The sequence below is a fragment of the Endozoicomonas sp. ALB115 genome (assembly GCF_049310245.1).
Lineage (GTDB): Bacteria > Pseudomonadota > Gammaproteobacteria > Pseudomonadales > Endozoicomonadaceae > Endozoicomonas.
The window spans coordinates 17,826-42,286 of sequence record NZ_JBLYZG010000034.1; the positions used below are offsets into that span (position 1 = coordinate 17,826).

22 protein-coding genes are annotated in these 24,461 nt (G+C 50.4%); 9 read left to right on the forward strand and 13 right to left on the reverse strand.

Annotation, left to right across the window (positions count from 1 at the left end; genetic code table 11):
- Nucleotides 1-21 precede the first annotated feature (21 nt).
- Together trpD and trpC are read left to right on the forward strand one after the other, a co-directional pair.
- Complete coding sequence (trpD, locus tag ACO6VE_RS15210; protein ID WP_422446745.1) at nt 22-1,077, forward strand: anthranilate phosphoribosyltransferase; 1,056 nt, start codon at nt 22-24, stop codon at nt 1,075-1,077.
- Nucleotides 1,078-1,088: 11 nt separating this feature from the next.
- Entirely contained in the window at nt 1,089-1,892 is an 804-nt protein-coding gene (gene trpC, locus ACO6VE_RS15215) for an indole-3-glycerol phosphate synthase TrpC (protein WP_422462122.1), read from the forward strand.
- Between the two features lie 44 nt (nt 1,893-1,936).
- Here the strand turns inward: trpC and sodC are convergent, their stop codons facing one another.
- Together sodC and crp are read right to left on the reverse strand one after the other, a co-directional pair.
- A complete protein-coding gene (sodC, locus tag ACO6VE_RS15220) occupies nt 1,937-2,512 on the reverse strand; it encodes a superoxide dismutase [Cu-Zn] SodC (protein WP_422446749.1) in 576 nt (191 codons plus the stop codon).
- 81 nt (nt 2,513-2,593) lie between these two features.
- Nucleotides 2,594-3,247, reverse strand: coding sequence for a cAMP-activated global transcriptional regulator CRP (gene crp / locus ACO6VE_RS15225; protein ID WP_422462124.1), 654 nt, complete (start codon nt 3,245-3,247; stop codon nt 2,594-2,596).
- Nucleotides 3,248-3,432: 185 nt separating this feature from the next.
- On the opposite strand from crp, the gene ACO6VE_RS15230 reads away from it, so the two are divergent.
- Nucleotides 3,433-3,846 (forward strand): OsmC family protein, encoded by a 414-nt coding sequence (locus tag ACO6VE_RS15230; protein WP_422462126.1) that lies wholly within the window; start codon nt 3,433-3,435, stop codon nt 3,844-3,846.
- Nucleotides 3,847-3,936: 90 nt separating this feature from the next.
- Here ACO6VE_RS15230 and ACO6VE_RS15235 read toward each other — a convergent pair whose 3' ends face one another.
- Both ACO6VE_RS15235 and cysZ read right to left on the reverse strand, forming a co-directional pair.
- On the reverse strand, nt 3,937-4,278 hold the full coding sequence (locus ACO6VE_RS15235; RefSeq protein ID WP_422446755.1) for a histidine triad nucleotide-binding protein: 342 nt from the start codon (nt 4,276-4,278) through the stop codon (nt 3,937-3,939).
- Between the two features lie 33 nt (nt 4,279-4,311).
- On the reverse strand, nt 4,312-5,046 hold the full coding sequence (gene cysZ, locus ACO6VE_RS15240) for a sulfate transporter CysZ (RefSeq protein WP_422462152.1): 735 nt from the start codon (nt 5,044-5,046) through the stop codon (nt 4,312-4,314).
- A 198-nt stretch (nt 5,047-5,244) separates the two neighbouring features.
- On the opposite strand from cysZ, the gene trxB reads away from it, so the two are divergent.
- A complete protein-coding gene (gene trxB / locus ACO6VE_RS15245) occupies nt 5,245-6,198 on the forward strand; it encodes a thioredoxin-disulfide reductase (protein ID WP_422446759.1) in 954 nt (317 codons plus the stop codon).
- Nucleotides 6,199-6,245: 47 nt separating this feature from the next.
- Here the strand turns inward: trxB and ACO6VE_RS15250 are convergent, their stop codons facing one another.
- A complete protein-coding gene (locus ACO6VE_RS15250; RefSeq protein ID WP_101745134.1) occupies nt 6,246-6,722 on the reverse strand; it encodes a YhcB family protein in 477 nt (158 codons plus the stop codon).
- A 362-nt stretch (nt 6,723-7,084) separates the two neighbouring features.
- Here ACO6VE_RS15250 and zapE point away from each other — a divergent pair, with 362 nt between their 5' ends.
- Entirely contained in the window at nt 7,085-8,179 is a 1,095-nt protein-coding gene (gene zapE / locus ACO6VE_RS15255) for a cell division protein ZapE (protein ID WP_422446761.1), read from the forward strand.
- 11 nt (nt 8,180-8,190) lie between these two features.
- A complete protein-coding gene (locus ACO6VE_RS15260) occupies nt 8,191-8,613 on the forward strand; it encodes an SDR family NAD(P)-dependent oxidoreductase (RefSeq protein ID WP_422447917.1) in 423 nt (140 codons plus the stop codon).
- Here ACO6VE_RS15260 and ACO6VE_RS15265 read toward each other — a convergent pair.
- From ACO6VE_RS15265 to ACO6VE_RS15280, 4 genes are all read right to left on the reverse strand, one after another.
- Entirely contained in the window at nt 8,598-10,277 is a 1,680-nt protein-coding gene (locus tag ACO6VE_RS15265) for a hypothetical protein (RefSeq protein WP_422462128.1), read from the reverse strand. The genes ACO6VE_RS15260 and ACO6VE_RS15265 overlap by 16 nt on opposite strands.
- 511 nt (nt 10,278-10,788) lie before the next feature.
- Nucleotides 10,789-11,610, reverse strand: coding sequence for a co-chaperone DjlA (djlA, locus tag ACO6VE_RS15270; protein WP_422446765.1), 822 nt, complete (start codon nt 11,608-11,610; stop codon nt 10,789-10,791).
- A complete protein-coding gene (gene murU / locus ACO6VE_RS15275) occupies nt 11,607-12,359 on the reverse strand; it encodes an N-acetylmuramate alpha-1-phosphate uridylyltransferase MurU (RefSeq protein ID WP_422462130.1) in 753 nt (250 codons plus the stop codon). Before murU ends, djlA begins: the two co-directional genes overlap by 4 nt.
- Complete coding sequence (locus tag ACO6VE_RS15280; RefSeq protein ID WP_422462131.1) at nt 12,356-13,447, reverse strand: aminoglycoside phosphotransferase family protein; 1,092 nt, start codon at nt 13,445-13,447, stop codon at nt 12,356-12,358. Before ACO6VE_RS15280 ends, murU begins: the two co-directional genes overlap by 4 nt.
- A gap of 257 nt (nt 13,448-13,704) precedes the next feature.
- Between ACO6VE_RS15280 and ACO6VE_RS15285 the strand changes: the two genes are divergently transcribed.
- Genes ACO6VE_RS15285 through pdxA form a run of 3 tightly spaced genes read left to right on the forward strand, consistent with a single transcriptional unit; the run spans nt 13,705 to nt 18,838 of the window.
- Nucleotides 13,705-16,485, forward strand: a complete 2,781-nt coding sequence (locus ACO6VE_RS15285) for an LPS-assembly protein LptD (RefSeq protein ID WP_422462133.1) — start codon at nt 13,705-13,707, stop codon at nt 16,483-16,485.
- Complete coding sequence (locus tag ACO6VE_RS15290; RefSeq protein WP_422462135.1) at nt 16,486-17,823, forward strand: peptidylprolyl isomerase; 1,338 nt, start codon at nt 16,486-16,488, stop codon at nt 17,821-17,823.
- A 1-nt stretch (nt 17,824) separates the two neighbouring features.
- Nucleotides 17,825-18,838, forward strand: a complete 1,014-nt coding sequence (gene pdxA, locus ACO6VE_RS15295; protein WP_422462154.1) for a 4-hydroxythreonine-4-phosphate dehydrogenase PdxA — start codon at nt 17,825-17,827, stop codon at nt 18,836-18,838.
- A 79-nt stretch (nt 18,839-18,917) separates the two neighbouring features.
- Here pdxA and gcvA read toward each other — a convergent pair whose 3' ends face one another.
- From gcvA to ACO6VE_RS15315, 4 genes are all read right to left on the reverse strand, one after another.
- Entirely contained in the window at nt 18,918-19,865 is a 948-nt protein-coding gene (gcvA, locus tag ACO6VE_RS15300) for a transcriptional regulator GcvA (protein ID WP_422446775.1), read from the reverse strand.
- Between the two features lie 119 nt (nt 19,866-19,984).
- Complete coding sequence (locus tag ACO6VE_RS15305; RefSeq protein ID WP_422462137.1) at nt 19,985-21,481, reverse strand: CoA-acylating methylmalonate-semialdehyde dehydrogenase; 1,497 nt, start codon at nt 21,479-21,481, stop codon at nt 19,985-19,987.
- 61 nt (nt 21,482-21,542) lie between these two features.
- Complete coding sequence (locus ACO6VE_RS15310; RefSeq protein ID WP_422446779.1) at nt 21,543-22,703, reverse strand: iron-containing alcohol dehydrogenase; 1,161 nt, start codon at nt 22,701-22,703, stop codon at nt 21,543-21,545.
- Nucleotides 22,704-22,763: 60 nt separating this feature from the next.
- Nucleotides 22,764-24,353 (reverse strand): BCCT family transporter, encoded by a 1,590-nt coding sequence (locus ACO6VE_RS15315; protein WP_422462138.1) that lies wholly within the window; start codon nt 24,351-24,353, stop codon nt 22,764-22,766.
- Between the last annotated feature and the right edge of the window lie 108 nt (nt 24,354-24,461).

Below are 24,461 nucleotides of genomic sequence, written 5' to 3' on the forward strand. Positions count from 1 at the left end.
TTGAGCTAAGGGAATGAAGACATGCAGATAAAAGAAGCCATCAACCGGGTCGTACAACATCTTGACCTGAGCCGGGATGAAATGGTCGAGGTCATGCAACAGATCATGACAGGCCAGTGCAGTGACAGCCAGATTGCGGCTTTTCTGACGGGCATGCGGATGAAAAGTGAGAGCATTGAAGAGATCACCGGGGCGGCCATGGTTATGCGACAGCTGGCTACCCGGGTTGAGGTTAACACTGGGCACCTGGTGGATATTGTCGGTACCGGCGGGGATGGAGCCCACCTGTTCAACGTCTCGACAGCGTCGGCATTTGTCTGTGCGGCTGCCGGTGCCAAAGTGGCAAAACACGGCAACCGTGGGGTTTCCAGCTCAAGCGGTAGTGCCGATCTTCTGGAGCAGGCTGGTGTCAACTTGGATATCAGCCCTGATCAGGTGGCCCGCTGCATTACTGAGGTGGGGGTCGGCTTTATGTTTGCACCAGCCCACCACTCAGCCATGAAAAATGTGGTCGGTGTGCGCCGGGCGCTGGGTATTCGTACTCTGTTTAATATTCTTGGGCCGATGTCCAACCCGGCTAACGTAAAAAATCTGCTGATTGGTGTCTTTAACCGGGAGCTATGCCGCCCTATGGCTGAAGTACTGCGTGAACTGGGCAATGGGCATGTTATGGTGGTGCACTCCGTCGATGGACTGGATGAAATCAGTATTGCCAGTGCCACTCACGTTGCTGAGCTGAAGGATGGCAACATCCGCGAATACACCCTGACACCGGAAGATTTCAATATCAACTCCCAAAGCCTGATCGGGCTGGATGTAAAAGACAGTGATGAATCACTGGCGCTGATCAAAGACGCCCTCGGTAAACAGGAGGGAAAACACGCTGAAAAAGCTGCCAGCATGATCGCCCTGAATGCCGGTACCGCTATCTATCTTTCGGGGGTTGCCGGTGGCCTTGAGGAAGGTATTCTGATGGCCCGGGACGCTATCGATAGCGGCCTGGCGCTGGAGAAAATGAAAGAGCTGGCCAGCTTCACCCGCGTTTTTTCTGCAGAAGCAGCCACCTGGTCAGTGTGAGGATCCAATTCATGTCGCTACCGACGATTCTGAATAAAATCATTGCACGGAAGCATGAAGAAGTTTCTGAGCGCCGCAATATCAGGCCGCTTGATGAAGTGAAAACGCTGGCCGAACAAAACACCCCAACACGGGGCTTCGCCCGCAACCTGCTGTTACGGGTGGAAAAGCAACAGGCCGCCATCATTGCGGAAATCAAAAAAGCCTCTCCCAGTAAAGGTGTTATTCGGGAACACTTTGAGCCTGCTGACATCGCCAGAAGCTACGAACGCTCCGGAGCCTGCTGCCTGTCCGTGTTGACGGACCAGGATTTTTTTCAGGGGAGTGATCGCTTTTTACAGGCTGCTCGAGATGCCTGCTCTCTGCCTGTACTACGTAAAGACTTTATGGTCGACCCGTATCAGATATATGAAGCCCGGATGATTGGTGCTGACTGTATCCTGCTGATTGTCTCCGCACTGTCTGACCAACAGCTCAGAGAGTTTAATGAGCTGGCACAGTCCCTTGGAATGGACGTTCTGGTTGAGGTACACGGGGCCGATGAGCTGGCAAGAGCGTTGCCAATATCAGGCGCTATTCTCGGCATCAACAATCGCAATCTGCATACGTTTGAAGTCAGTCTGAATAACACGTTTGAGTTGCTGAACCGGATTCCTGATGGTCGGCTGGTGGTTACGGAAAGTGGTATACACACAAAGCAGGATGTGGAATCCATGGTCTCGCACAATGTGAAAAGCTTTCTGGTGGGTGAGGCTTTTATGCGCCAGGAAGATCCGGGAGAAGCGCTCAGCGGATTGTTTGGCAGTTACTTATGATTAAAGGCCGCCCTGAGAGGGGTGGCCAATCTTTATCACGTCAACTATTGAATAATCCCACAGGCTATTCTGGCACCACCGCCACCCAGGGGAGGGTTGTCAGAATAGTTATCGGAACCAGCATGAATCACCAGTGAACGCCCCTTCAGTTCAGAGAGTGAAAGTCGAGGTGCTACAACAGGGCTGACCGCGTTTCCATATTCATCAACCATTAATACCGGCAAATCCCCTGAATGCCCGTGACCTTCGGGCCCCTCGTGATGACCGGTGCTGTTTGGGTCATAGTGATCACCTGCGGCCAGGGCAGCAACGCTCTGGCCACCTTTTTCTCCTGGCTCACAGGAGGGGTTTTCATGAACATGAAAGCCATGCTTCCCGGGTGGCAGATCATGCAGTGCCGGCTGCAGTCTAATCCCTTTGGTGACATCATCATCGTCAGCATGATGTATAAATATGTTGCCTATTGTTGGCCCATTACCTGCCGGAGTCACCTGAAACATCGCAACTTCCAGCTTTTCCTCTACCTTGCCTTCACCCTGACCCGTATTATTTGAACACCCAGACAGCAAAGCAGATAGTGCGATCGGCAGAGCCAGGAACCTGATACCTTTATTAACCATGTTATGAAACCCCTGAGAAAACATATAAGCCTCAGTATAGGTTTCAATGACACTCAACAAGGGCTGATTGTTTCGGCTATTCTAACGGGTGCCAAACACAACCATGGTTTTTCCTTTTACCGAAACAAGCCCCTGGGTCTCAAGGCTTTTCAGAACCCGTCCAACCATTTCACGGGAGCAACCGACAATACGACCAATTTCCTGACGGGTTATTTTGATCTGCATCCCATCAGGGTGCGTCATGGCATCGGGTTGACGGCATAAATCCAGCAAGGTTCTGGCCACCCGGCCGGTAACATCGAGAAATGCCAGATCCCCCATCTTCCGGGTGGTATCCTTCAAACGGGCAGCCATCTGGCCAGACAGCATCATCAGAATCTCGGGTTCTTTCTGCACCAGATCCCGGAACTGCCGGTAACTGATTTCCGCTACCTCACAGGCGGTCTTGGCCTTAACCCAGGCGCTGCGTTCCTGCTGATCCTCGTCGAAAAGACCCATTTCTCCAAAAAAGTCCCCCTGATTCAGATAGGCGACGATCATCTCACGACCATCATCGTCTTCGATAACCACGGATACAGCACCCTTGACGATGTAATAAAGGGTCTCTGAAGTGTCACCGGCACAGAGTATGGTACTTCTGGCCGGATAGTTTTTCCGGGAGCACATGTCCAAAAAAACAGACAAAAAGTGTTTTACTCCGGAGGCTGGTCTGACAGGTAAATTCTTTGCCAACATCTTTTCACCACAACTGCCTTGTTTTGGTCACATCATACCGCAAACTTTTCTTGACTGTCTTGGCACTATTCGATGAATGGGTGCTGTTACGAAGAATACAGAATTCTGATTGAATGGCTGTTTTGACGCAAAGGCTTTAGAATTGCCCCCAAATAGAAACAGTCAAACGAGAACAGGAATTTCAAATGAAGGCACAAGTCAAGTGGGTTGATAACCAGCGTTTTCTGGGACTGACCGACAGTGGCAACTCCATCGTTATGGATGCCGATAAACACCATAAGAGCGCACCGAGCCCCATGGAGATGGTGCTGATGGGTTTAGGTGGCTGTTCTTCGGTGGACGTGGTTAATATCCTGGAAAAAGCGCGTCAGAAAGTGACCAGCTGCCATGTGGACATTGAATCCGAACGTGCTGATGCCATTCCCGCCGTATTTACCAGAATACATCTGTCTTTTGTGGTGAAAGGCAGCAAGATCAAAGCATCCCAGGTGGAACGTGCCGTAAACTTATCCGCCGAAAAATACTGCTCGGTTGCCCATATGCTAGGCAAAGGTGGTGTTGAAATCACCCACAGTTACGAGATTATCGAAACCGAGTAGAGGATTTAAACCACAAAGACACGAAGGAAGCCTTTTTTGTTTGCTGAACCTGGATCAAAACAACTTTGTGTCTTTGTGGCCCTCTTCTGTTTAACCCGGCGGCCACTGCATTTGACGTCCCGCCAGCAAATGCAGGTGTATATGGTAGACCGACTGCCCACCTTGGCTGTTGGTATTCACGGCCAGGCGAAAGCCATCCTCACTTACCCCTTCGCTGGCCGCGATGTCTTTTGCCACCAGCATCATCTTGCCCAGCAGTGACTGGTCTTCTGCTACAGCGTCATTCATGGTCGCAATATGCTTTTTGGGAATGACCAGAATATGGGTTGGAGCCGCCGGGTTAATATCCCTGAAGGCCACTACCTGATCATCTTCAAATACTTTATCTGCGGGAATATCGCCCTCAGCAATTTTACAGAAAAGACAACTCATTAAACCCACTCCTTGCCTATATAAAAAATCCAGTCACCCTGCAGTAACAGGCTGCTCTATTTCCCGTTCCCACAACAGCGTTGCACCAACGACCGCAGCAGGAATAATCAGCAAATTGATCAACGGTATCAACATGGCCAGGTTAACAACCGCACCAAAAGGCCACGACGTTGATAGCTTTGGTTTCAATCGTGATAACATGTCGGAAAATGAGACACCCCGGTTATCCGCTGCATAGTCACAGTACTGGATAGCCATCATCCAGCCATTGAATAAAAACCACAACACCAATCCCAGCACCGGAACAAAAGACAGTATCAGCAGCACGATTGCCCGGGGCAGGAAATACAACAGTTTGCGCAACTCCCGGCCAATACTTCTCGGCACAATTGTCAGCCAGTCAGACAATTTAAGATCAGGCAGCTCAGCGCCTTCCATTCGCTGCACTTTTTCCGCCAACAGTGCATTAAACGGGGCCGCAATAAAATTCCCGATAATGGTAAAGGTAAAAAACATCACGGCCGCCAGGGCCAGAAAAAACAGCGGCCATAGCAGATACTCCAGAAACGCCAGCCACTCTGGCATCCAGCCGGTGAGTTGCTCCATCCACAGAGAGAAATGGCCCGATGCCCAATAAATAATCCCGGAAAACACCAGGATATTAATGACCAGCGGAATCAAAACAAACCATCGCAATTGTGGCAGTAAAATCATTTTCAGTCCCTGGATAAAGTAACCGGGGCCTGATGCAGGGGTATTATGTATCATCACTTTATTGTTAATGCTTGCCAGAAACCGAAATATTACACCAGCATCAGCTATTTCTCTTGTTTTCTTCTCTTGTGCTTTTCTCTTGAGCAATAGGGACAGACAATAAGACCCATAATTTTTGCCAATTGCCATGGCTCAAAGGCTATAGCTATTATAAGGCCATTTAATCATTACCCCTTATTAATGGAGTACATAATGAGCATAACCAGACACTCCCGCCTGTTAATTCTTGGTTCCGGGCCTGCGGGCTATACCGCCGCTGTCTATGCCGCCAGGGCCAATCTCAATCCGGTCATGATTACCGGCATGCAACAGGGGGGCCAGCTGACCACCACAACGGATGTCGATAACTGGCCAGGTGGACAGGAAGGGCTTCAGGGCCCCGGCCTGATGATGGAGATGGAAGCCCACGCCAAACGCTTTGGTACTGAAATTATTTTTGATCATATCGAAGAAGTGGATTTCAGCCAAAAGCCCTACACCCTGAAAGGCAGCCACACGTATACCTGCGACGCCCTGATTATCGCCACCGGAGCCAGCGCACGCTATCTGGGCCTGGACAGTGAAGAAGCCTTCAAGGGTAAAGGGGTGTCTGCCTGCGCAACCTGTGATGGATTCTTTTATAAAAATAAAGATGTGGTCGTGGTCGGTGGCGGCAACACGGCGGTGGAAGAAGCACTCTATCTCTCTAACATTGCCAGAACCGTTACCGTGATTCATCGACGCCAGCAATTTCGCTCAGAAAAGATCCTTCAGGACAAATTGATGGATCGCGTGCAGAACGGCAATATCAAACTGGTTCTTGACTCTGTTCTGGATGAAGTTCTGGGCGACGACATGGGGGTCACCGGCGTCCGGGTTAAAAATGTGCTAAGTGGTGAATCTGAAGAAATATCCGCAATGGGCTGCTTTATCGCCATTGGCCATACGCCAAATACCGGTATTTTTGCCGGTCAGCTGGACATGAAAGATGGCTATATACGGGTGAATAGCGGTCTGGCAGGCAATGCCACACTGACGTCAAAAGAGGGAGTTTTTGCCGCCGGGGATGTTATGGATCATATCTATCGCCAGGCGATTACCTCTGCCGGTACTGGCTGCATGGCAGCATTGGATGCCGAGAAGTATCTGGATGCCCTGGAAGCTTAAATAGAGTGGCTACAGGCTTCTTCGCCAGGAAGCCTGTAAGTCACCGTTTATTTATCGGTGGTGGTTCCTTCTTTCGCTGACTCACCGTAACCGTACTCTTCAGCCAACGCTCCCTGTTCATCAGGGCTGGATTTAGGCGCATAGTCCTTGGGCTGCTCCAGGGGGGGCGTGCGTTCATTACGACGCTTATGAATCTTCCCGGACAGCAGTGCGTTACTGCTTAACAGGGAGTCGCCAAGCCGGTTGCGGACTTCTTCATCCTTACAGAGCGCTTCCGCACCATTGGCCAGATGCTCATGGACATCCCGGTAGGTATCGGTCAGTTTATTGATCAGGTGGGCTGATGTGGTGAAGTGATCTCCCACACGCTCCTGGTACTCTTTGAATTCCTGCTGAAGTTCATCCAGCTGACTCTCCAGCCTGCCGTTACGGGATTTTGCACCGGACAGTAAATGGTAAACGAGCGCACCACACAGAATCCCCGTCAGAAACGCCAGACTACCGATAAACCAAAGTACGTTCATGTTTTCCACAGTATCGCCTCACTCAGTGGGGCCCGCGCCCTTGTCATTAAATCACAACGCCATGTGCTTTAGCGCCTGCCTATAAACAGATTGTATAGATTCCATTGAAGTTGGCCTAGCCCATACCGGCAAAAGCCAGATTCGATCAAAACTCGCAGACTTTGTCCACCACTTACTTTGTATAGTTGCTTTCGTCAAAGAGTGATAAAAGAACATCAAAGCCTATAATGACCGAACCCGGCCTGAAAAGGTTCAGTTCAGCAAGCCTTGCCACCTGACCGGAGTCCAGTTACATTGACAGCTTTTGCCCCGTTGGCAAATATGAAAACAATAAGCAGCGCTCCTTTATCCAGTATTTGATTATGACCCCGCAAGCTTGTTATCACAGGGATATCACCCAAAAAGGTTTTAGCAGGGACCCGGCCCAGGCTGAGGCGGTAAAACACTTGCAAAACCTCTATGAACAGCTGATCCAACCACCCGGGGGATCACTCCTCAAGAAGATCAAAGGTGCCCTCGGCAAGCCCCGTGAGCCATTACGTGGCCTCTATTTCTGGGGGGGCGTTGGCCGGGGTAAAACCTGGCTTATGGACACCTTTTATCACTGCCTGCCCTTTCAGGATAAGCTGCGCATGCACTTCCACCACTTTATGCGCCGGGTGCATGCCGAGCTTAAGACACTGGAGGGGCAGAAAAACCCGCTATCAAGCGTCGCTGAACGTCTTTCCAAAGAAGCAAGGATCATCTGCTTTGATGAGTTCTTTGTTTCCGACATCACGGACGCCATGATTCTGGCCGGTTTGATGGATCAGCTGTTTCAGCGGGGCGTCACCCTGGTCGCCACATCGAATGTGGACCCCGACCTTCTCTACAGCGATGGACTGCAAAGGGCCCGCTTCCTTCCGGCCATCGACCTGATTAAAAAGCACACCCTGGTGGTGAATGTTGATGGCAATATTGACTATCGCCTGCGTCTTCTGGAAAAAGCTGAAACCTACTATTGCCCCCTCAATAAAGCCAACCATGAAAAGCTGGAGCGGATATTTTCAGAGCTGGCTGCTGACCCGGAACATATTGAGTCGGGCCAGAGCATCGAAATATCAGGACGCCCGATTAACACCGTAAAGTCAGGCAGAGATGTGGCCTGGTTTACCTTTACGGATCTGTGCGATGGCCCCCGCAGCCAGAATGACTATATCGAGCTTGCCTGCCTGTACCATTCAGTCATTGTTCAGGATGTCCCTCAGTTTGATGCCAACCGGAATGATCAGGCCCGTCGTTTCATCAATCTGATTGACGAGTTCTATGACCGTGGCGTAAAACTTATTTTATCCTGTGAAGTTCATCTTGAAGCACTCTATGCCAGTGGTACTCTGTCGTTTGAGTTCAAGAGAACGCGCAGTCGTCTGCAGGAGATGCAGTCTACAGAGTATCTTGCCCGGCCTCATAAGCCATAAGTGCGTCGAAAATAAATACAGGAGTTTCATCGTATGGATCTTGGTATTCAAAACAAAGTTTTCATATCGATGGGCTGGTCATCAATGCCGGAGGCCCGGCACCGGGATTCTTTGAAGAGTTTGATGATCAAGCCTGGCAGGCTGCTTTTGAATTGACGCTGATGAGCGCCATACGACTGATCAGGGCAACGCTGCCTGCGCTTAAAGTAAACGGCGGCAGCATTCTTACCCTGACCTCCTCCGCCGTAAAGGAACCCATCGATATTCTGGTGATGAGTAATGTCATGCGTTCAGGCGTCAACAGCCTGGTAAAAACACTCGCAACCGATCTGGCGCAATACAATATCCTTATTCAAAGCAATACTTCTCTGCAAGCCCTCAACAGCTTGATATTTTCACTGTGCAGAGTGACCAGAAATCAGGGTGGTAAATGACGGTGAAGGACGTGGTTCGCATCAGTCAACCAGCCGGTTATGCAGCAGTTGGGCAGTCGAAAAGCATTTTTTGTTTTTCCCCGGGCAATAGATGTTTGACCACTAGCAAGGGATGCCGGTTTGAGCCAATCGGGTACAATCTCACCTAACAGGGGGCTTTGCAAAGTTTGAGCAGGATTGCCTGAATCAACAGAAACATTGCTTTTACAGGCCTCCAGGTAGATTGTTAACAGCTCTTCGACCTTTTCGTGAACCGCATTTATGCTTTTCAAAAGTTCACTTCGGGAAGCCGTTATATCAACAATTAATTTATTGTCGTCTGATCTGTTCCAGAAAAGGTGCTGAAATTTAGCAAATAAATCGTCAAAATCCGAAGTGTTGATAACCCTGTTAAAAAAACCATCCTGAAAAAAATGTTCGGAATAAGTTTCGCTCAATTTAACCAGCTCTTGCTCGACAATATCGAGACCAGGCATACCATCAATATTACCCACACGCTTTAGATATGCAGGGTATTTAGTCATAACTGACAAAAAGTTTGCCTTTTCATAATCAGTGATTGCCTCAATAATTTTGCCCATTTCTTTTTTAATGCCATCCACTTTCAGAGCTTCAGCAATCTCATCTGTTTTTTTTCTGATCGTATCCTTGTCATCTTTATCTGCCAACTGCAATTGAACCCGATTCATCAGCATGATCAATCGCTCTGTAGCCAGCTGAAGTTTCCCGAATAAGGGGATAAAATGTTCAAGGTATATCAACTGCTGAGCCTGTTGGGTGAAGTCCGGAATACCGATATTACTTTTCTCAACCCTGTTCCTGATCTTTTTCTTCAGTGTGTCAATGATTACCAGCAACACTTCGTGCTGTGCGGTTTCTCTATCCATTACCGGTAACTCATGATTTTTGTTAGTCACCAGCATTGCTGCGTTACAACCGACTTTTGGGTGCCCGCCAACACCACCAGGAATAAGCATCCGGTAAGTTGCTCCAGTGGCATCTTCACCAGACTCAGTGGTCAAAATCGGAAACTGGCATTTTTTAAGCTCGATACAAGGTGGGCTATTAAACAACTCTTGATGCCTGAGCGTTGGTGAAGTCTGACAGCCATGCCACTCTGAAGAAATATTCGTATAGTGTTTATGACGTCCAATGTAGCCATGATAGCAACATACGACCCCATCCCTGACGAATACGAATCCCGCTTCAGCCATGTTTTCCGGAGACAGATTATCTGTAAATGTAGTGTCCTCTAACTCACCGTCATCGGTGTAATAACTTTTTTCAATCATTAGTTTTACGGCATTAACATCATGTCGTTGAACTTCAGTCAAGGCGTAAATACTTTTCTCACTTAATCTCCTGACAATCCCTTGAAAATCAGTGCCACGCCAGGCATCGCCAACCACCATATAACGGCTGGATAAATCCATTTCTACAAGGCAACTGCCTACCCTGCACGGATCGACCAGGATAGGATGATCGCAGGATACCGCCCTTACAATCCGGCCACTGTAGACACGGTGGGATTTCTTTTTTTCGTCCTTTTTTTCGTCTGAATATATATTTAGCTTTGTTACATCCCCAAACCCATCGTAAGGTTTATCTACACGATAAAAATCTCTTAGGTCCCAATGATATTTGACTTTAAGTGTTACATTCATCGAACTTTCACCACCCCGTGATTTCACCCATTTGAGATGACTTGCTGACAATGAAAGATCAGACCTTCATTAACCGATTTAGTTCTATCGAGTCATTTCAGGAATTATGATTATTTCCACAAAATGACAGAACACCCAAAGAATCTATAGAAAGAATTAAACAGAAGGTTGAACTTCCCTCTCAACGATAGAGGTGGAGAATTCATTAATTTCTTTGAAAATGAGATACTTCTTTTTTCTTCTCAGTGCTGATCTCACCTTTCGCGGCAACTCTGAAAAGCAATAGATCACTGAACGATTGGAATCAAGGTCAATCCTTGTAGTGGCTGGAACATACCAGTACATATACTGCTTACGTTTTGAATAAATCACAGCCCCGGCCTCCAGATGATTAAGTTAAAGAATTTGCCTGTTGATCATTTAGTCAACTTAACCCTGAAAAAGTTCCCCTGAAGGCTGTATAAAAGTAGCAACCATCCAAAATCTTCATAAAGACAGCTGCTTATTCTAACTATCCTGCGGCCTTCCTGGCTGCCCGAACCTGATCATAAGCGCCCTGAATTTCCTGGGTTTTTTCTTTGGCAACCGCCATCATTTCCTCAGGCAACCCCTTTGCCACCAGTTTATCCGGATGGTGTTCGCTCATCAGCTTACGATAAGCCTTCTTGACTTCAGCATCTGAGGCACTGTCTGACACGCCCAGAACATCATAGGCCCGCTTCAGATCCATTCCTGAAGATGATCGGTTGCCACCGGCTCCGGAATGATAGCCACCTTGCTGGTAATACTCTCTCTGGGCAATAAACCGTTTGTGAATTTGCTCAAAAGCAAAGTTGCCCACCCCCAGAATACTGCAAACCTGCTTGAATACCGCTTTTTCTGAAGGGCTCAACCCACCGTCGGCATAGGCTGCCGACAGCTGAATCTCCAGAAACATGGGAATCAGTGTGCTGGCACCGGCCACCTCACGAAATGACCGAAGCGCACCTTCAATATCGGAAGACGGCTTCTTGCCCTCATTAAACAGCTCTATTGCCATCCTGCGCTGCTCTTCTGAGAGGCGCATGTTGTCCATAATGGCTCGTGCTGTCTCTATTTCGTACTCACTTACCCGGCCGTCCGCTTTTGCCACACGGCCCATCACCAGAAACGTTGCCCTGAAAAAGGCGGTCTGGGCTTTTTGACGATAAGCGGCAGAAGTCCCGAAGCCAGCAGCTCCCTGCCCACCTAAATAGGTCCGGTTAATCCAGGAACCCACAAATGCGCCCAAAATAGCGCCAAAGGGTCCACCGGTCATGAATCCAACCAACGCGCCAATTACTATTGCGGTCATGAAGTCCTGCTCTGATCTTGAAGATTGTTTTGGCTTTGCGGCCGGTCCTGCTGCTGTTTTTGAAGATAGCCTTCCAGTGCCTGTAGCCGTTCAACAGAACCCACATCCGTCCAGAAACCATGGTGGTACTGGCCACTGACCCGGCCCTGTTGCATGGCCTCAATCAATAACGGAGCCAGGGCAAAGGCTGTGCCACGCTGACAGCCGTCAAATAATCGCGGGGATAGTATGCTGACGCCACTGAATGTCAGTCCGGCTTTTTCCGGCATTGCTGCTTTCTCAAAAAGAATCCCATCGTCGAGACAAAAATCCCCTGCAGGATGGAAGTCCGGATTATCGACCATCACCAGATGCGCCAGCATGCCTTGCGGGAGCTGCAGATTTTTCAGGCAGATATCCGTATATACATCCCCATTCACCACCACAAACGGTGCATCACTTTCGCCCGCCTGACCTTGAGCCAGCAGCGGCAGGGCTCGACAAATCCCACCGCCGGTTTCCAGAGGCTCACCTTCAGGAGAATACTGAATAGTTACCCCCCAGCCGGAACCTGAGCCAAGTGCCTCCTCAATCTTTTCTCCCAACCAGCCATGATTAATGACCAGCTCCCTGAAACCAGCCTGCGCCAGCCGCTCGATATGATAGGTAATCAGGGGTTTTCCTGCCACTGGTACCAGCGGTTTGGGAATGGACAGGGTAATGGGTCTGAGTCTTTTGCCATAACCAGCAGCAAGTATCATGGCCTTCATACGCCAGCTTCCTCCATTACCTGTTTGAGCCGCCCTTTAACCAGAGGTTCAACGCCCTTTTGCAGCCACTCAGCATGGGCTTTGAATTGAGGGTATCGCTGGCAGATGGACACCACATACCCCAGGGTTCTTGGAATATCGTTCAGGTAGCCGGATTTGCTATCACGCAGCCATAACCTGGAAAAGATCCCCAGACATTTCAGATGACGCTGTAAACCCGTGAGATCAAACCAGATTTTCAGCTGTTCCCGGTCATAATCTGCCAGCACCGGATGACGGGCAATAAAGGAGGATAACCAGCAGTCTATCTTTTCTTCAGGCCAGGCTATGTAGCAGTCCCTCAATAAAGACACGACGTCATAAAGCAATGGCCCATGCAGCGCTCCCTGAAAATCAATAACCCCGACAGTGCCATCCGGTGCCAGCATCAGGTTTCGGGAATGGTAATCACGATGAACCGTTCCCTTTGGCTGCTCAAGAAACGTTGTTACCAGCGAGGAGAACAGCCCCGTCAGCGGCTGCATAATGTGAGGATCTTCAGCATCAAATCCCATAAGTGCCCCAAGAAACCACTGGGGATAAAGAGACAGCTCAAGGCGGATCAGCTTTTCATCGTAGGGAGGCAGGTTATCAGGCAACTGTTGCTGCACGGTGAGTAAGGTGTCCAGAAGCTGCGGATAGTGCTGGTTGGCGGCAGAACCTTGCAGTAAAACCTGCATTGGCGTATCCCCCAGATCCTCCTGAAGCATAAAGCCATGCTCATAATCAACCGCAAACACCTCAGGAACGTGAACCCCGCCTGCCCGCCAGTGAGTGGCTATCTCAACAAAGGTGCGGGTATCTTCCGTTGCCGGAGGAGCATCTACGGCAACCAGCGTCCGCTGAGGGGTTTTAACCCGATAATATTTTCGAAAACCGGCGTCACTGCCAATGGCCTGTAAAGGCATTGAAGCACCTGCATCAAGGTCCCCATGATCAAAGGCAGGGCTTTGTCCGCCAGATAACACTGTGACAACCCATTGTGCCAGTTGTTCCCGACGACAAGATGCTTCAGAAACGTTCTGAAGCTCTGAAATTGTTGTGGCCAACGCTTTTGCTTCCCATTAGCAATGTCAGATCAATACCCAAGACTATCACAGAGAGCTATTCTGGCCTATTGGCGCTTAGGCTCTATTGACATAAGGTTCCCGGCCCGGGAGAAAATGAAAAGCCTGTGGCCATTTGACATTTCAGGCTCTCGTGTCCAAAGTTCCCAATGGATTTAACACTGCATTTCCTGTGCAAATGCATATAGAATATTGCGACTCAAATGCAGTAAGAATGTTGCCCCAGGATTGCTGAGCTTATGGATATGCACCCATTACCCTTTACCCCAAAAGCACTGACACTGGTCATTGCAACCAGCATTATTGCCAGCCAGCCAGCAGCCAGAGTTATTGCCGCTGAACCCTCGGGTGGTCAACAGAGCGAATGGCACTGCCAGACACTGGCTAATGGTCATTGGAGTTGTCATCCTGCCACCGGCAAATCCAAACCGGTGCAACCGAAGCCCGGGGCCAAACAGCAGGTCAGAAACCCGAAAAAACCGGCGACGCCGATAAAGCCTGCCACCAACGGTCAAAACGCCGCCCTCAAACAACAACTGGACTGGCAACCTATCCGGAACCTCTCTGCACAGAGAAGATCAACTGAGCCTTTCTATAGCTGCGGCGCTTATATCGAGCCGCCCAGACCTGGCAAAGACTATAGCGGGGACAGCAATAATGCACCCATTGTCGCCGAGTCCAATGAGTCAAGTTATGACAAAGACTCAGTTGCCACCTTCAAGGGTGATGTTACGGTCCGTCAGGGCAGTCGGCAGTTTGAAAGTGACCACGCCACGCTGGACAAAAGTCGGAACCATGGCCAGTTCGAAGGCAACGTTCGCTTTCGGGACAGTGGCGTCCTGCTGGTCGGTGACAAAGGTGATCTAAAGCTCGACAGTGGCCGTGCAACCCTTGAGAATACCGCTTATGTGATGCATGAGCAGAAAGCCCGCGGCAGCGCTAAACGCATCGTCCGCAATGAAGACACTACACTTGAGTTGTCTGACGCCACCTACACCACCTGCCCTCCGGGTGACAAAGGCTGGCAGCTGTCCGGGCAACAGGTAACCCTTGATATGGGTAGTGGTCAGGGTCTGGCCAAAAATGCCGTCGTTCGTGTGCAAGGGCTGCCAATCCTCTACACGCCATATTTGTCTTTCCCTATTGATGACCGCAGAAAGTCCGGTTTCCTTTACCCTACGCTATCCCAAAGCAGTGATAACGGTTTGGACTTTGCCATTCCTTATTACCTGAATATTGCACCCAACTATGATGCCACCCTGACACCCAGATATATGAGCAAACGGGGATTAATGCTGGAGAACGAATTCCGCTATCTGGTGGGTAACACCCGGGGTGAACTGGGGCTTTCCGGATTGCTGGACAAAGATCAGCTGAAAAAAGAGAACCCTTATTACAATGACCACCGCTGGTTGCTCAACTATCGTCAGCAGACCAACCTGACCAGCCGCTGGACGGCAGAAGTCGACTACGCCAAAGCCAGTGATAAAAACTATCTGGATGATTTCAGCACCAGCCTTAACCTGTCTGCCAACGCACCGCTGAACCAGCGGATAGGTACCCGCTACCTGGGAGGGGATACCAACCACAGCTGGCAGTTTAGTGTGGATGCTCACCAATACCAGAATATGAACCAGACGGCCGATGACCCTTATAACAAACTGCCGCAAATCAAACTGTCTGGTAACTGGCTGGCCAGTAGCCGCCTGAACCTGAATTATGTGGCCGACTACACGAAGTTCTCCCGTGATGATAATTGGCATTATGTTAAGGCAGAATCGAAAACAACACCGAATAACGAATACTTCGAGAGCGTATACGACGAAGGTTATGGTATTAAAAGCGCCAATGGTGAACGGCTCTACCTGGAAACCGGGGCAGGTTACTCTTTTGACTGGAGCTATGCATTTATCCGCCCGGCGGTGAAGGTGCAACATGTTGAATACCGGCTGACGGACCTGAGTGCAACTGAGGTAGAGACTGACCTGAATAGGGCCTACGGCAACTTCGCCGCTGCTGACTACACCGAGTCACCCAAGACAACAGTACCCACATTCAGCATTGACAGCGGCCTTTACTTTGACCGATTCACCAATATCGGTGGCACCGAATTCACCCACACTCTTGAGCCCAGGATGAAGTATCTCTACTCCCCTCATAAAGAAGGGCAGGAGATGAACCCGGTGTTTGATACCGCACTGATGAACTTCAACTACAACTCACTCTGGCGTGACAGCCGCTTCTCCGGCCACGACCGGTTAGGTGATGCCAACCACCTCTCCCTGGGCCTGACAACCCGGCTGATAGAAGATGATGGCTTTGAGCGGGTGCGCTTTGGCATTGGTCAGATCATCTATTTTGAAGATCGTCAACTCTGGATCAGCCCTATCGCCGGTATTGACCAGGGTGTTACTGACCAGGACCTGGATACCAACCCGGGCGATGAGACCAAGCGTCTGCTGGAAGAAATGCAGGATTCAGTGTCACCACTGGCATCGGAACTGGTCTATAACATTAATCGCAGTATGAACATCCATCAGGATCTGATGTGGGATACCAGTAACAACAAACTGGACAGCTACGGTCTTTACTACCAGTACAAGCCGGATGATCGCCGTGTCATGAACGCTGGCTATCGTTTCCTGCGTCAGGCTGATCGTTTTGTTAAAAACGAGCTGGATCAAAATACCGGCCTGACCACCGACAACAACCTGAGCCAGACCGACCTCTCTATCGCATGGCCTGTGACCAACAACTGGTCAGCCATGGGCCGCTGGCAGTACGATTTAACCAACAGGCGGAACCTTGAGATATTATCCGGAGTCGAATATAACAGTTGCTGTTATCAGGTACGTGTACTGTGGCGCAAGTGGGTTGAGGATGATGACAACATTGATCACCCTGACAGCAAAAACGGCGTATTTCTCCAGTTTGTCCTGAGAGGACTTGGCGATCTGACCGGTGGCACCACAAAACAGTACATCAAAGGTATTAAAGGTTACGCAGGGGATGAGAAGTAAATGATGAAGGGATTAAAAAGCATGGCACTGGCTTCCCTGTGCCTGCTGTCTTTCAGCAGTGGTGGCGTTTACGCACAGTCAAATGACGCGGCGCAAACCCCACAGAAAGGCACCATCCGAAACCAGCTGGCACTGGATCGAATCGTTGCCAAAATTGATCAGGACGTGATCATGCAGAGTGAGCTGGATGCCCGTGTTGAGGCTGTGCATCGCCAGCTGGCATCCAGAAATATCGACCTGCCGCCGGAAGATGTGCTTAAAAACCAGGTACTGGAACAGCTGATACTGGAAAACATTCAGATCCAGATGGGCAAGCGCGGAGGCATCCGCATTGATGACTGGGCTCTTAATGACGCCATTGCCCGAATCGCCCAGCGCAACCAGATGACCCTGGAAGCGTTCCGGCAAAACCTGGAAGCGGATGGCCTGTCGTTCAGCCAGGCCCGTGAAGAAATCCGCCGGGAAATGATTCTAAACCGTGTTCGCCAGCGCCAGGTTGCCCAGCGGGTCCAGGTCAGCGAACAGGAAATTGATAACTTCCTGAGCTCTCCTGAAGGGCTGGCGCAAGTGCAGACGGAATATCGTCTGGGTCATATTCTGATTGCCACACCGGACAATGCCACGCCCGACCAGGTCCAGAGTGCAGAGCGCCTTGCTGATGACCTGTCCGGACAACTGCGCCAGGGGGCAGACTTTCAGGCCCTGGCCATTGCCAACTCCAGGGGGCAGAATGCCCTGGAAGGTGGCGACCTCGGCTGGCGAAAAGCCGACCAGCTCCCCACACTTTTTGCGGAACAGGCCATTAACATGACCCCGGGGCAGACCTCCGACGCTATCCGCAGCCCTGCCGGTTTCCATATCATCAAACTTATGGATACCAGGGGGAATAAAAAAGTGGTTCAGAGTCAGGTTCATGTTCGCCATATCCTGATCAAGCCCAATGAAATTCGCAGTAACCTTGAGTCCCAGATGCAGGCGAAGAAACTGTATCAGCGGGTTCAGGCAGGGGAAGCGTTCAGCGAGCTTGCCAAAGCGTATTCTGACGATACCGCTTCCGCGCTCAATGGTGGTGATATGGGATGGATCTCTCCAGAAACACTGGTTCCGGAATTCCAGACCGTGATGAACATCATTCCGGAAAAAGTAGTCAGCGAGCCATTTCGCACCACCTACGGCTGGCATATTCTTGAAGTGCTGGGCAAACGGCAGTCTGACATCAGCACCCAGGTTCGCCGCAACCAGGTAAGAGAACTGCTCAGTAATCGCAAGTTTGAAGAAGAACTGCAAGTCTGGCTGCGGGAAATCCGCGATCAGGCCTACGTTGAGATCCAGCTCTGATATGACCGGTTTCACCACCCAACCCATTCCCCGGCTGGTGGTTACCGCCGGGGAGCCTGCAGGCATCGGTCCCGACCTTTGCCTGATGCTGGCAACCCAGGGCCACGAGCTTTCCAAACCGGTGCAACTGGTGATCGCAGCTGATCCGGAGCTATTGGCACAACGGGCAATACAGCTGGGCCTTTCCGTTGACCTGCAACTCTTTAGCCCGGATATCAGAGAACCTTCCCGGGCAAACACCCTGGTGGTTGCCCCGGTCTCCATGGCCACCCCGGCAACAGCGGGTGCCGTTAACCCCGCTAACGGTCAATATGTTCTCGATACCCTGAAGTTAGCCCTGGATGGGTGCATGAACGGCCTTTTTGATGGAATGGTGACCGGCCCTGTTCATAAAGAAGTGATCAATAACGCTGGTATTCCCTTTAGTGGCCACACTGAGTTTCTTGCAGATCAGACCCACACCGGGAAAGTTGTGATGATGCTGGCGACAGAGGGCTTAAGAGTCGCCCTGGCCACCACCCATTTGCCGCTTTCAGAAGTTTCTTCAGCGATTACCCATGACTCCCTGACCCAGGTTATTCACATTCTTCATCGGGAGTTACAGGACAAGTTTGCGATCCGAACGCCTCATATTCTTGTCTGTGGACTGAACCCCCATGCCGGCGAGGGTGGCCACCTGGGAATGGAAGAGATTGAAACCATTATTCCCGTTCTGCAGAATTGCAGGGCTCAGGGGATGAACCTGACCGGCCCCTTACCCGCTGACACCCTGTTTAACCCAAAACTGCTGCAACAGGCTGATGCCGTACTGGCCATGTACCATGACCAGGGATTACCGGTACTCAAATACAAAGGCTTTGGGCAAGCCGTCAATATCACCCTGGGGCTGCCGATTGTCCGCACCTCGGTGGATCATGGCACCGCCCTGGATCTTGCTGGCACCGGGAACATTGACTCAGGCAGTTTATACACCGCCATCGAAACGGCACTGGAGATGCTTTCCTTCCCTGATTGACATCCTCCCCATTGATTCTGAGAAATCAGTGTGGGGTCTATAGGATTAGTCCTTTAATAAAATAAGTTTCCTGTATCAATCAGTATGCAATATCCGCTACTTTTATATCTTCACTAAGCTGACTTTTTGATGACGAGGCTTTGCTTTTCCGGCTCTCTTCCAGAATCCAGCTTCTGAATACTTTCGCCTTGGGATGCAAGTACTGACGGGCAGGAGAAGTAAGATAGAATCCCTCAGAAGCCCTGACTCTTTGCCGCAATGGTGCCACCAGCTCACCACTGGTCAACATTCCTGCGACAAGGGATGTCCGGCCCAGCGCAAAACCCTGACCATACTTCGCCATTTCCAGTGCTGTAATCAGGGTATCAAACTGCAGGCCTGGAGAGTTTTCGCGGAATTCACAATCCAGCTGATTGAACCAGTACCCCCAGCCTTCTTCATAGCCAATAACATGCAACAGGGTATGTTCTGATAGCTGTTCGGGACACTCGGGCAGTGGCAGACCATTGGCCAGCTCTGGACTGCAAACGGGGAAGAGCTCGTCCTCAGTGAGACAATCAGCCTTCAGATCTGGCCAGTCACCCCGGCCATAACGTATTTCAAGGTCTGCTTCCCTGTCCTTGTCCTCTGCCCAGATATTACTGGTAAAACGTATGCCGATCTCAGGAAACTCTTCCCTGAAACGGCCCATTCTGGGAGTCAGCCAGGTCGTGAAGAATACCAGATTCACCCTGACAGTTAACAATCTGTCCCTGCCCTGACCAAACAGCTCTTCCGTCGCCACAACCAGCGAGCTGACTGCTTCATGAACAGCAGGAAGATAAGCCATGCCGGCTTCCGTCATTTCCAGCCCACGGGGAAGCCTCTTGAACAGGGCTACTCCAAGCTGAGACTCAAGACCTTTAACCTGTTGGCTGACCGCAGCCTGGGTAAGATTCAATTCATTGGCTGCATGGGTAAAGCTGAGCAGGCGGGCAGATGCCTCAAAGGAGCGCAGCCAGTTCAGAGGAGGTAGTCGCTTTTTCATTATAATAATCACTACATGGCTAGACCATGCAGTATTAACCCCAGACAACCGAAAGACTGTTCATTTTTTGTAACAAAACGACAATCAAACTGTTTCCGGGGCTATTACCTGGGCTCCGCTTACTTCATGGTGGGCATGGAAAACTGGACATTTTCCCGGACGCCCGCAGAGGGCCAGCGCTGAGTAATGGTCTTGCGACGTGTATAAAAACGAACCGCATCCGGACCATAAGCATGGAGATCACCAAACAGTGAGCGCTTCCAGCCACCAAAGCTATGATAAGCCACTGGCACTGGCAAAGGCACATTGATGCCAACCATTCCTACCCGGATGTGTGCGGAGAAATAGCGAGCGGCTTCCCCATCCCGGGTAAAGATGCAGGTACCATTACCGTATTCATGACGATCAATCAGGTCCATGGCTTCCTGCATACTGTTGACTCGGACAACCTGCAGAACGGGGCCAAAGATTTCGTTCTGATAGCTGGTCATTTCTGGCGTTACTCTGTCAATAAGGGTACCACCGACAAAGTAACCTTCCTGATAACCGGCGACCTCGGGCTGGCGACCATCAACCACGATCTCGGCTCCCTGCTCTTCGGCACTGTCAATAAAACCGACCACTTTTTCCTGGTGCTGTCGGGTAATGACCGGTCCAAAATCATTGGAGCTGTCGCTGTAAGCACCCACTTTCAGGGACTGCATGGCTTCTTTCAGCTTGCCTACCAACTGGTCGGCCGCTGCATCACCCACGGCAACGGCTACAGACAATGCCATACAACGCTCGCCGGAGGAACCAAAAGCTGCGCCCAGCAGCTGATTAACAGCATTATCCATCTCGGCATCAGGCATTACGATCGCGTGGTTCTTAGCACCACCCAATGCCTGGCATCTTTTGCCATTGGCTGTCGCTGTCGTGTAGATATACTCAGCGATGGGGGTAGATCCAACAAAGCTGATAGCCTCGACTCTTTTATCATGGAGTAGAGCATCCACAGCTTCCTTGTCACCATTGACAACATTCATGACACCTGCTGGCAGACCGGCTTCGTGCAGCAGTTGAGCCACGAACAGTGTTGAACTTGGCACCCGCTCGGAAGGCTTCAGAACAAAGGTATTGCCACAGACAATGGCCATCGGGTACATCCAGAGTGGCACCATGACCGGGAAGTTAAAGGGAGTGATCCCGGCAACAACCCCCACAGACTGGAACTCGCTCCAGGAATCAATGCCTGGTCCGGCATTACTGCTGTGTTCTCCCTTTAACAGCTCTGGCGCACCGCAGGCATATTCAACGTTTTCAATACCACGCTGCAGCTCCCCCATGGCATCGTGGGAAATCTTGCCATGCTCCTGGCCAATCAATTCGCAGATACGCTCAGCATTCTGCTCAAGCAGCTCCTTGAATCGGAACATGATACGGGCACGTTTGATGGAAGGCGTGTTTCTCCACGCAGGGAAAGCTGCTTCTGCAGCAGCAACAGCTTCCTCTACTGTAGCTTTGGAAGCCAAAGCAACCTGCTTTTCAGCCTGACCGGTTGCCGGGTTATAAACCGCCTGATGACGTATATCATCATTGACTGCTCTACCATTGATCAGATGGCCAATTGTGTTCATGATTCACTCTATGGTTTTGTTAGAAATGTTTTTCTTAACTCTCTGACTGACTTGTGTTGAATTAGTCCCAGAGCTGCTGGTAAATGGCTTTAATTTCTTCTGCGTCAGGCACCCTGGGATTATTAGCAGGTGACCCGGATGCCAGAGCCTGCAATGCCATGGTGTCCAGCACTTCAAAAAATGCAACTTTATCAATGCCAAATTCCTGTGGACCCGGAACTGAAAGCTCATCATTCAGAGCTTTCAGTTCGGTCAGCAGCTTATGGTTTGCCACTTCATCACTGTCTCTCTGTTCGGCAACACCCATAGCCCGCGCACAGTCGGCATAACGATCAGGCGCAGCGGGAATTGAATACTCAGTAACAGCCGGCAACAGCATGGCATTAGACAAGCCATGGGGAACATGGAAAAAAGCTCCAATAGGTCTGCTCATACCATGGACCAGAGCTACCGAGGCATTGGAAAAGGCGACACCCGCGAGGGTTGAGCCCAGCATCATGGCTTCACGGGCTTTTTCATCCTTGCCATTGTGATAGGCGGTACGCAGATTCGGTGCAATCAGGCGCATGGCTTCCAGAGCCTGACTGTCACTGTACAAGCTGGCTTTTTTACTGACATATGCCTCCATAGCATGGGTCAGTGCATCAATACCTGTGTCTGCTGTCGTACGGGGAGGCACACTCAATGTCAGGTTATAGTCCACCAGAGCTGCTGACGGCATATAAGCAGCCCCGACACAGAGCATTTTTTCGTCACAGGATTCATCTGTGATAATGGTGACTCGAGTGGCCTCAGAACCCGTACCGGCCGTAGTGGGTATAGCAATCACCGGCAGTCCGGGCTGATCCATGATCCTTGGGAACTTATAATCCCGCATTTCACCACCAAGGCATGAGAGAACAGCTATTGCCTTTGCACTGTCGATAGGGCTGCCTCCACCGAGAGCAACAACACAGTCGTAGCTTCCCTGCCTGGCCATTTCAACACCCGCCTGAATGGAGCCGACGGTGGGTTCCGGAACGGTATCTGCAAAAACACTGGAATCAATGTCGTTTTTTGTCAGACAGTCCTGCAGTGCCTGGACATAACCTAGCTGAACCATCATGGCATCAGTAATAATGAGAGGCTTCGCACAGCTCAGACTAGTCAGAACATCAGGAAGAGCCAGGCTGGCCCCCGCCCCCACCTGCATGATGCGGGGCAAAATCACTCGCGTAGACATAACAAACCTCGTCTAATCTACTGAAATGGCTGTGTACCTCTTGCGCACAGCCAATATCTATCAGGAACGTCCATTTCTTGCCATGGACACCTTGTAAGCCTCTTCACCTGGTAAAGCCTCCTCGCGCAGGGCCTTGATAAGACCATAAGTGGCAAGAAACAGAATGATCGAGAATGGCAGGGCCGCGACAATAGAAGCTGTTTGCAGAGCCTTAAGACCACCGGCATACAGCAAAACGGCTGCCGAGGCACCAATCACCAGTCCCCAAAACACTCTGTACCGGGCAGGCGGATTATCACTCCCCATGGACACCAGGGTACAGATCACCAGGGTCGCCGAGTCCCCGGAGGTAACAAAATAAGTCACCAGCAAAATGGTGCAGATGCCCGCCATCAGCGCGGACATCAACTCACTCTCAATCAGCAGCTGCACAGTGGTAAACAGAGCAGTAGTGATATCCTTGTTCACAGCCTCTGTAACACCGCCGTCACCGTAAAGTTCCAGATAGAAGGCACTGTTACCAAATATAGTGATCCAGAAAGCTGCCAGTGTCGTAGGTGCAACGAGAACACCAAGGACAAATTCACGAATGGTCCGGCCCTTGGAGATACGGGCAATGAACATGCTGACAAAAGGAGCCCAGGCAATCCACCAGCCCCAATAGAAGATAGTCCACCATCCCTGCCATTGAGCGCCTGGCTCTGGATCAACCCATAACCCCAGGGAAACGGCATTCAACAGATAGTCACCGGTATTGGTAAAGAATGCACCCAGCAGATAGGCAGTAGGCCCAAAGATGACGAACAGACCCAGAATGACTATGGTCAGATGCATATTGAAAACACTAAGGATACGAATGCCTTTGTTCAAACCGGTCAGTACCGAAAGCGTTGCCACAACCGAAATAACTGCGATCAGGATCACTTGATTGGTGGTCGACACTTCTATGCCCAATAGATAGCCCAGCCCGGCATTCATCTGTTGTGCACCCAGTCCCAGCGAAGTAGCTATGCCGAATACGGTTCCGAATACTGCCAGCAAGTCAGCTGCATGGCCGATAGGCCCATAAATCCTGTCACCGAAGATGGGGTAGAGGCTTGAGCGGATAGTGATGGGAAGCCCTTTGCGATAGGCAAAATAGGCCAGAATCAGACCAGTAACAGAAAACAACCCCCAACCATGCAAACCCCAGTGAAAAATCGAGATTCTCATGGCAACCTGGGCCGCTTCTGCCGTCATGGCCTCGTCATCACTGATGAACGGATTGCTTTGAAAGTGGTAAATCGGTTCGGCAATACTCCAGAACAGGATTCCAATTCCGATGCCAGCACCAAACAACATGGAAAACCAGGCGAAATTACTGAACTCCGGTCTGTCATCATCACTGCCCAGACGAATATCACCGTAGCGGCTGAACACCAGCCAGACAGAAAAAAACAGGAAAAACGACATTATCCCTATGTAATACCAGCCCAGATCCGTAGCAATAAAGTTTTTTGCCGCCGTATAAACGCTATCGGCGTATTCAGGATCGGCAACGGTAAAAACAATAAATGCCAGAACCAGTAAAGCGGAACCAACGACCATCGCTGGGTTGGCTCCCGCAAGCAAGCCAGCATACGGCGACGTATTATTTTTATTATTATTCATTTTTAACCCTTCTTTTTGAGGTATTGATCCTCAGGGACATCATCAAATGCGATTTGCACATCAGAGCACGCCATCATTATCAGTGGCTGGAAAAAAAATGAGAAACAA

Excerpts from the sequence above, each read along its gene's own strand:
- djlA (WP_422446765.1), bottom strand. The coding sequence starts at position 11,610 with ATGACCGCAATAGTAATTGGCGCGTTGGTTGGATTCATGACCGGTGGA.
- murU (WP_422462130.1), bottom strand. The coding sequence starts at position 12,359 with ATGAAGGCCATGATACTTGCTGCTGGTTATGGCAAAAGACTCAGACCC.
- zapE (WP_422446761.1), top strand. The coding sequence starts at position 7,085 with ATGACCCCGCAAGCTTGTTATCACAGGGATATCACCCAAAAAGGTTTT.
- ACO6VE_RS15250 (WP_101745134.1), bottom strand. The coding sequence starts at position 6,722 with ATGAACGTACTTTGGTTTATCGGTAGTCTGGCGTTTCTGACGGGGATT.
- ACO6VE_RS15315 (WP_422462138.1), bottom strand. The coding sequence starts at position 24,353 with ATGAATAATAATAAAAATAATACGTCGCCGTATGCTGGCTTGCTTGCG.
- ACO6VE_RS15235 (WP_422446755.1), bottom strand. The coding sequence starts at position 4,278 with ATGAGTTGTCTTTTCTGTAAAATTGCTGAGGGCGATATTCCCGCAGAT.
- ACO6VE_RS15310 (WP_422446779.1), bottom strand. The coding sequence starts at position 22,703 with ATGTCTACGCGAGTGATTTTGCCCCGCATCATGCAGGTGGGGGCGGGG.
- ACO6VE_RS15230 (WP_422462126.1), top strand. The coding sequence starts at position 3,433 with ATGAAGGCACAAGTCAAGTGGGTTGATAACCAGCGTTTTCTGGGACTG.
- trxB (WP_422446759.1), top strand. The coding sequence starts at position 5,245 with ATGAGCATAACCAGACACTCCCGCCTGTTAATTCTTGGTTCCGGGCCT.
- crp (WP_422462124.1), bottom strand. The coding sequence starts at position 3,247 with ATGTTGGCAAAGAATTTACCTGTCAGACCAGCCTCCGGAGTAAAACAC.
- ACO6VE_RS15290 (WP_422462135.1), top strand. The coding sequence starts at position 16,486 with ATGATGAAGGGATTAAAAAGCATGGCACTGGCTTCCCTGTGCCTGCTG.
- trpC (WP_422462122.1), top strand. The coding sequence starts at position 1,089 with ATGTCGCTACCGACGATTCTGAATAAAATCATTGCACGGAAGCATGAA.
- gcvA (WP_422446775.1), bottom strand. The coding sequence starts at position 19,865 with ATGAAAAAGCGACTACCTCCTCTGAACTGGCTGCGCTCCTTTGAGGCA.
- cysZ (WP_422462152.1), bottom strand. The coding sequence starts at position 5,046 with ATGATACATAATACCCCTGCATCAGGCCCCGGTTACTTTATCCAGGGA.
- ACO6VE_RS15265 (WP_422462128.1), bottom strand. The coding sequence starts at position 10,277 with ATGAATGTAACACTTAAAGTCAAATATCATTGGGACCTAAGAGATTTT.
- trpD (WP_422446745.1), top strand. The coding sequence starts at position 22 with ATGCAGATAAAAGAAGCCATCAACCGGGTCGTACAACATCTTGACCTG.
- ACO6VE_RS15285 (WP_422462133.1), top strand. The coding sequence starts at position 13,705 with ATGGATATGCACCCATTACCCTTTACCCCAAAAGCACTGACACTGGTC.
- sodC (WP_422446749.1), bottom strand. The coding sequence starts at position 2,512 with ATGGTTAATAAAGGTATCAGGTTCCTGGCTCTGCCGATCGCACTATCT.
- pdxA (WP_422462154.1), top strand. The coding sequence starts at position 17,825 with ATGACCGGTTTCACCACCCAACCCATTCCCCGGCTGGTGGTTACCGCC.
- ACO6VE_RS15305 (WP_422462137.1), bottom strand. The coding sequence starts at position 21,481 with ATGAACACAATTGGCCATCTGATCAATGGTAGAGCAGTCAATGATGAT.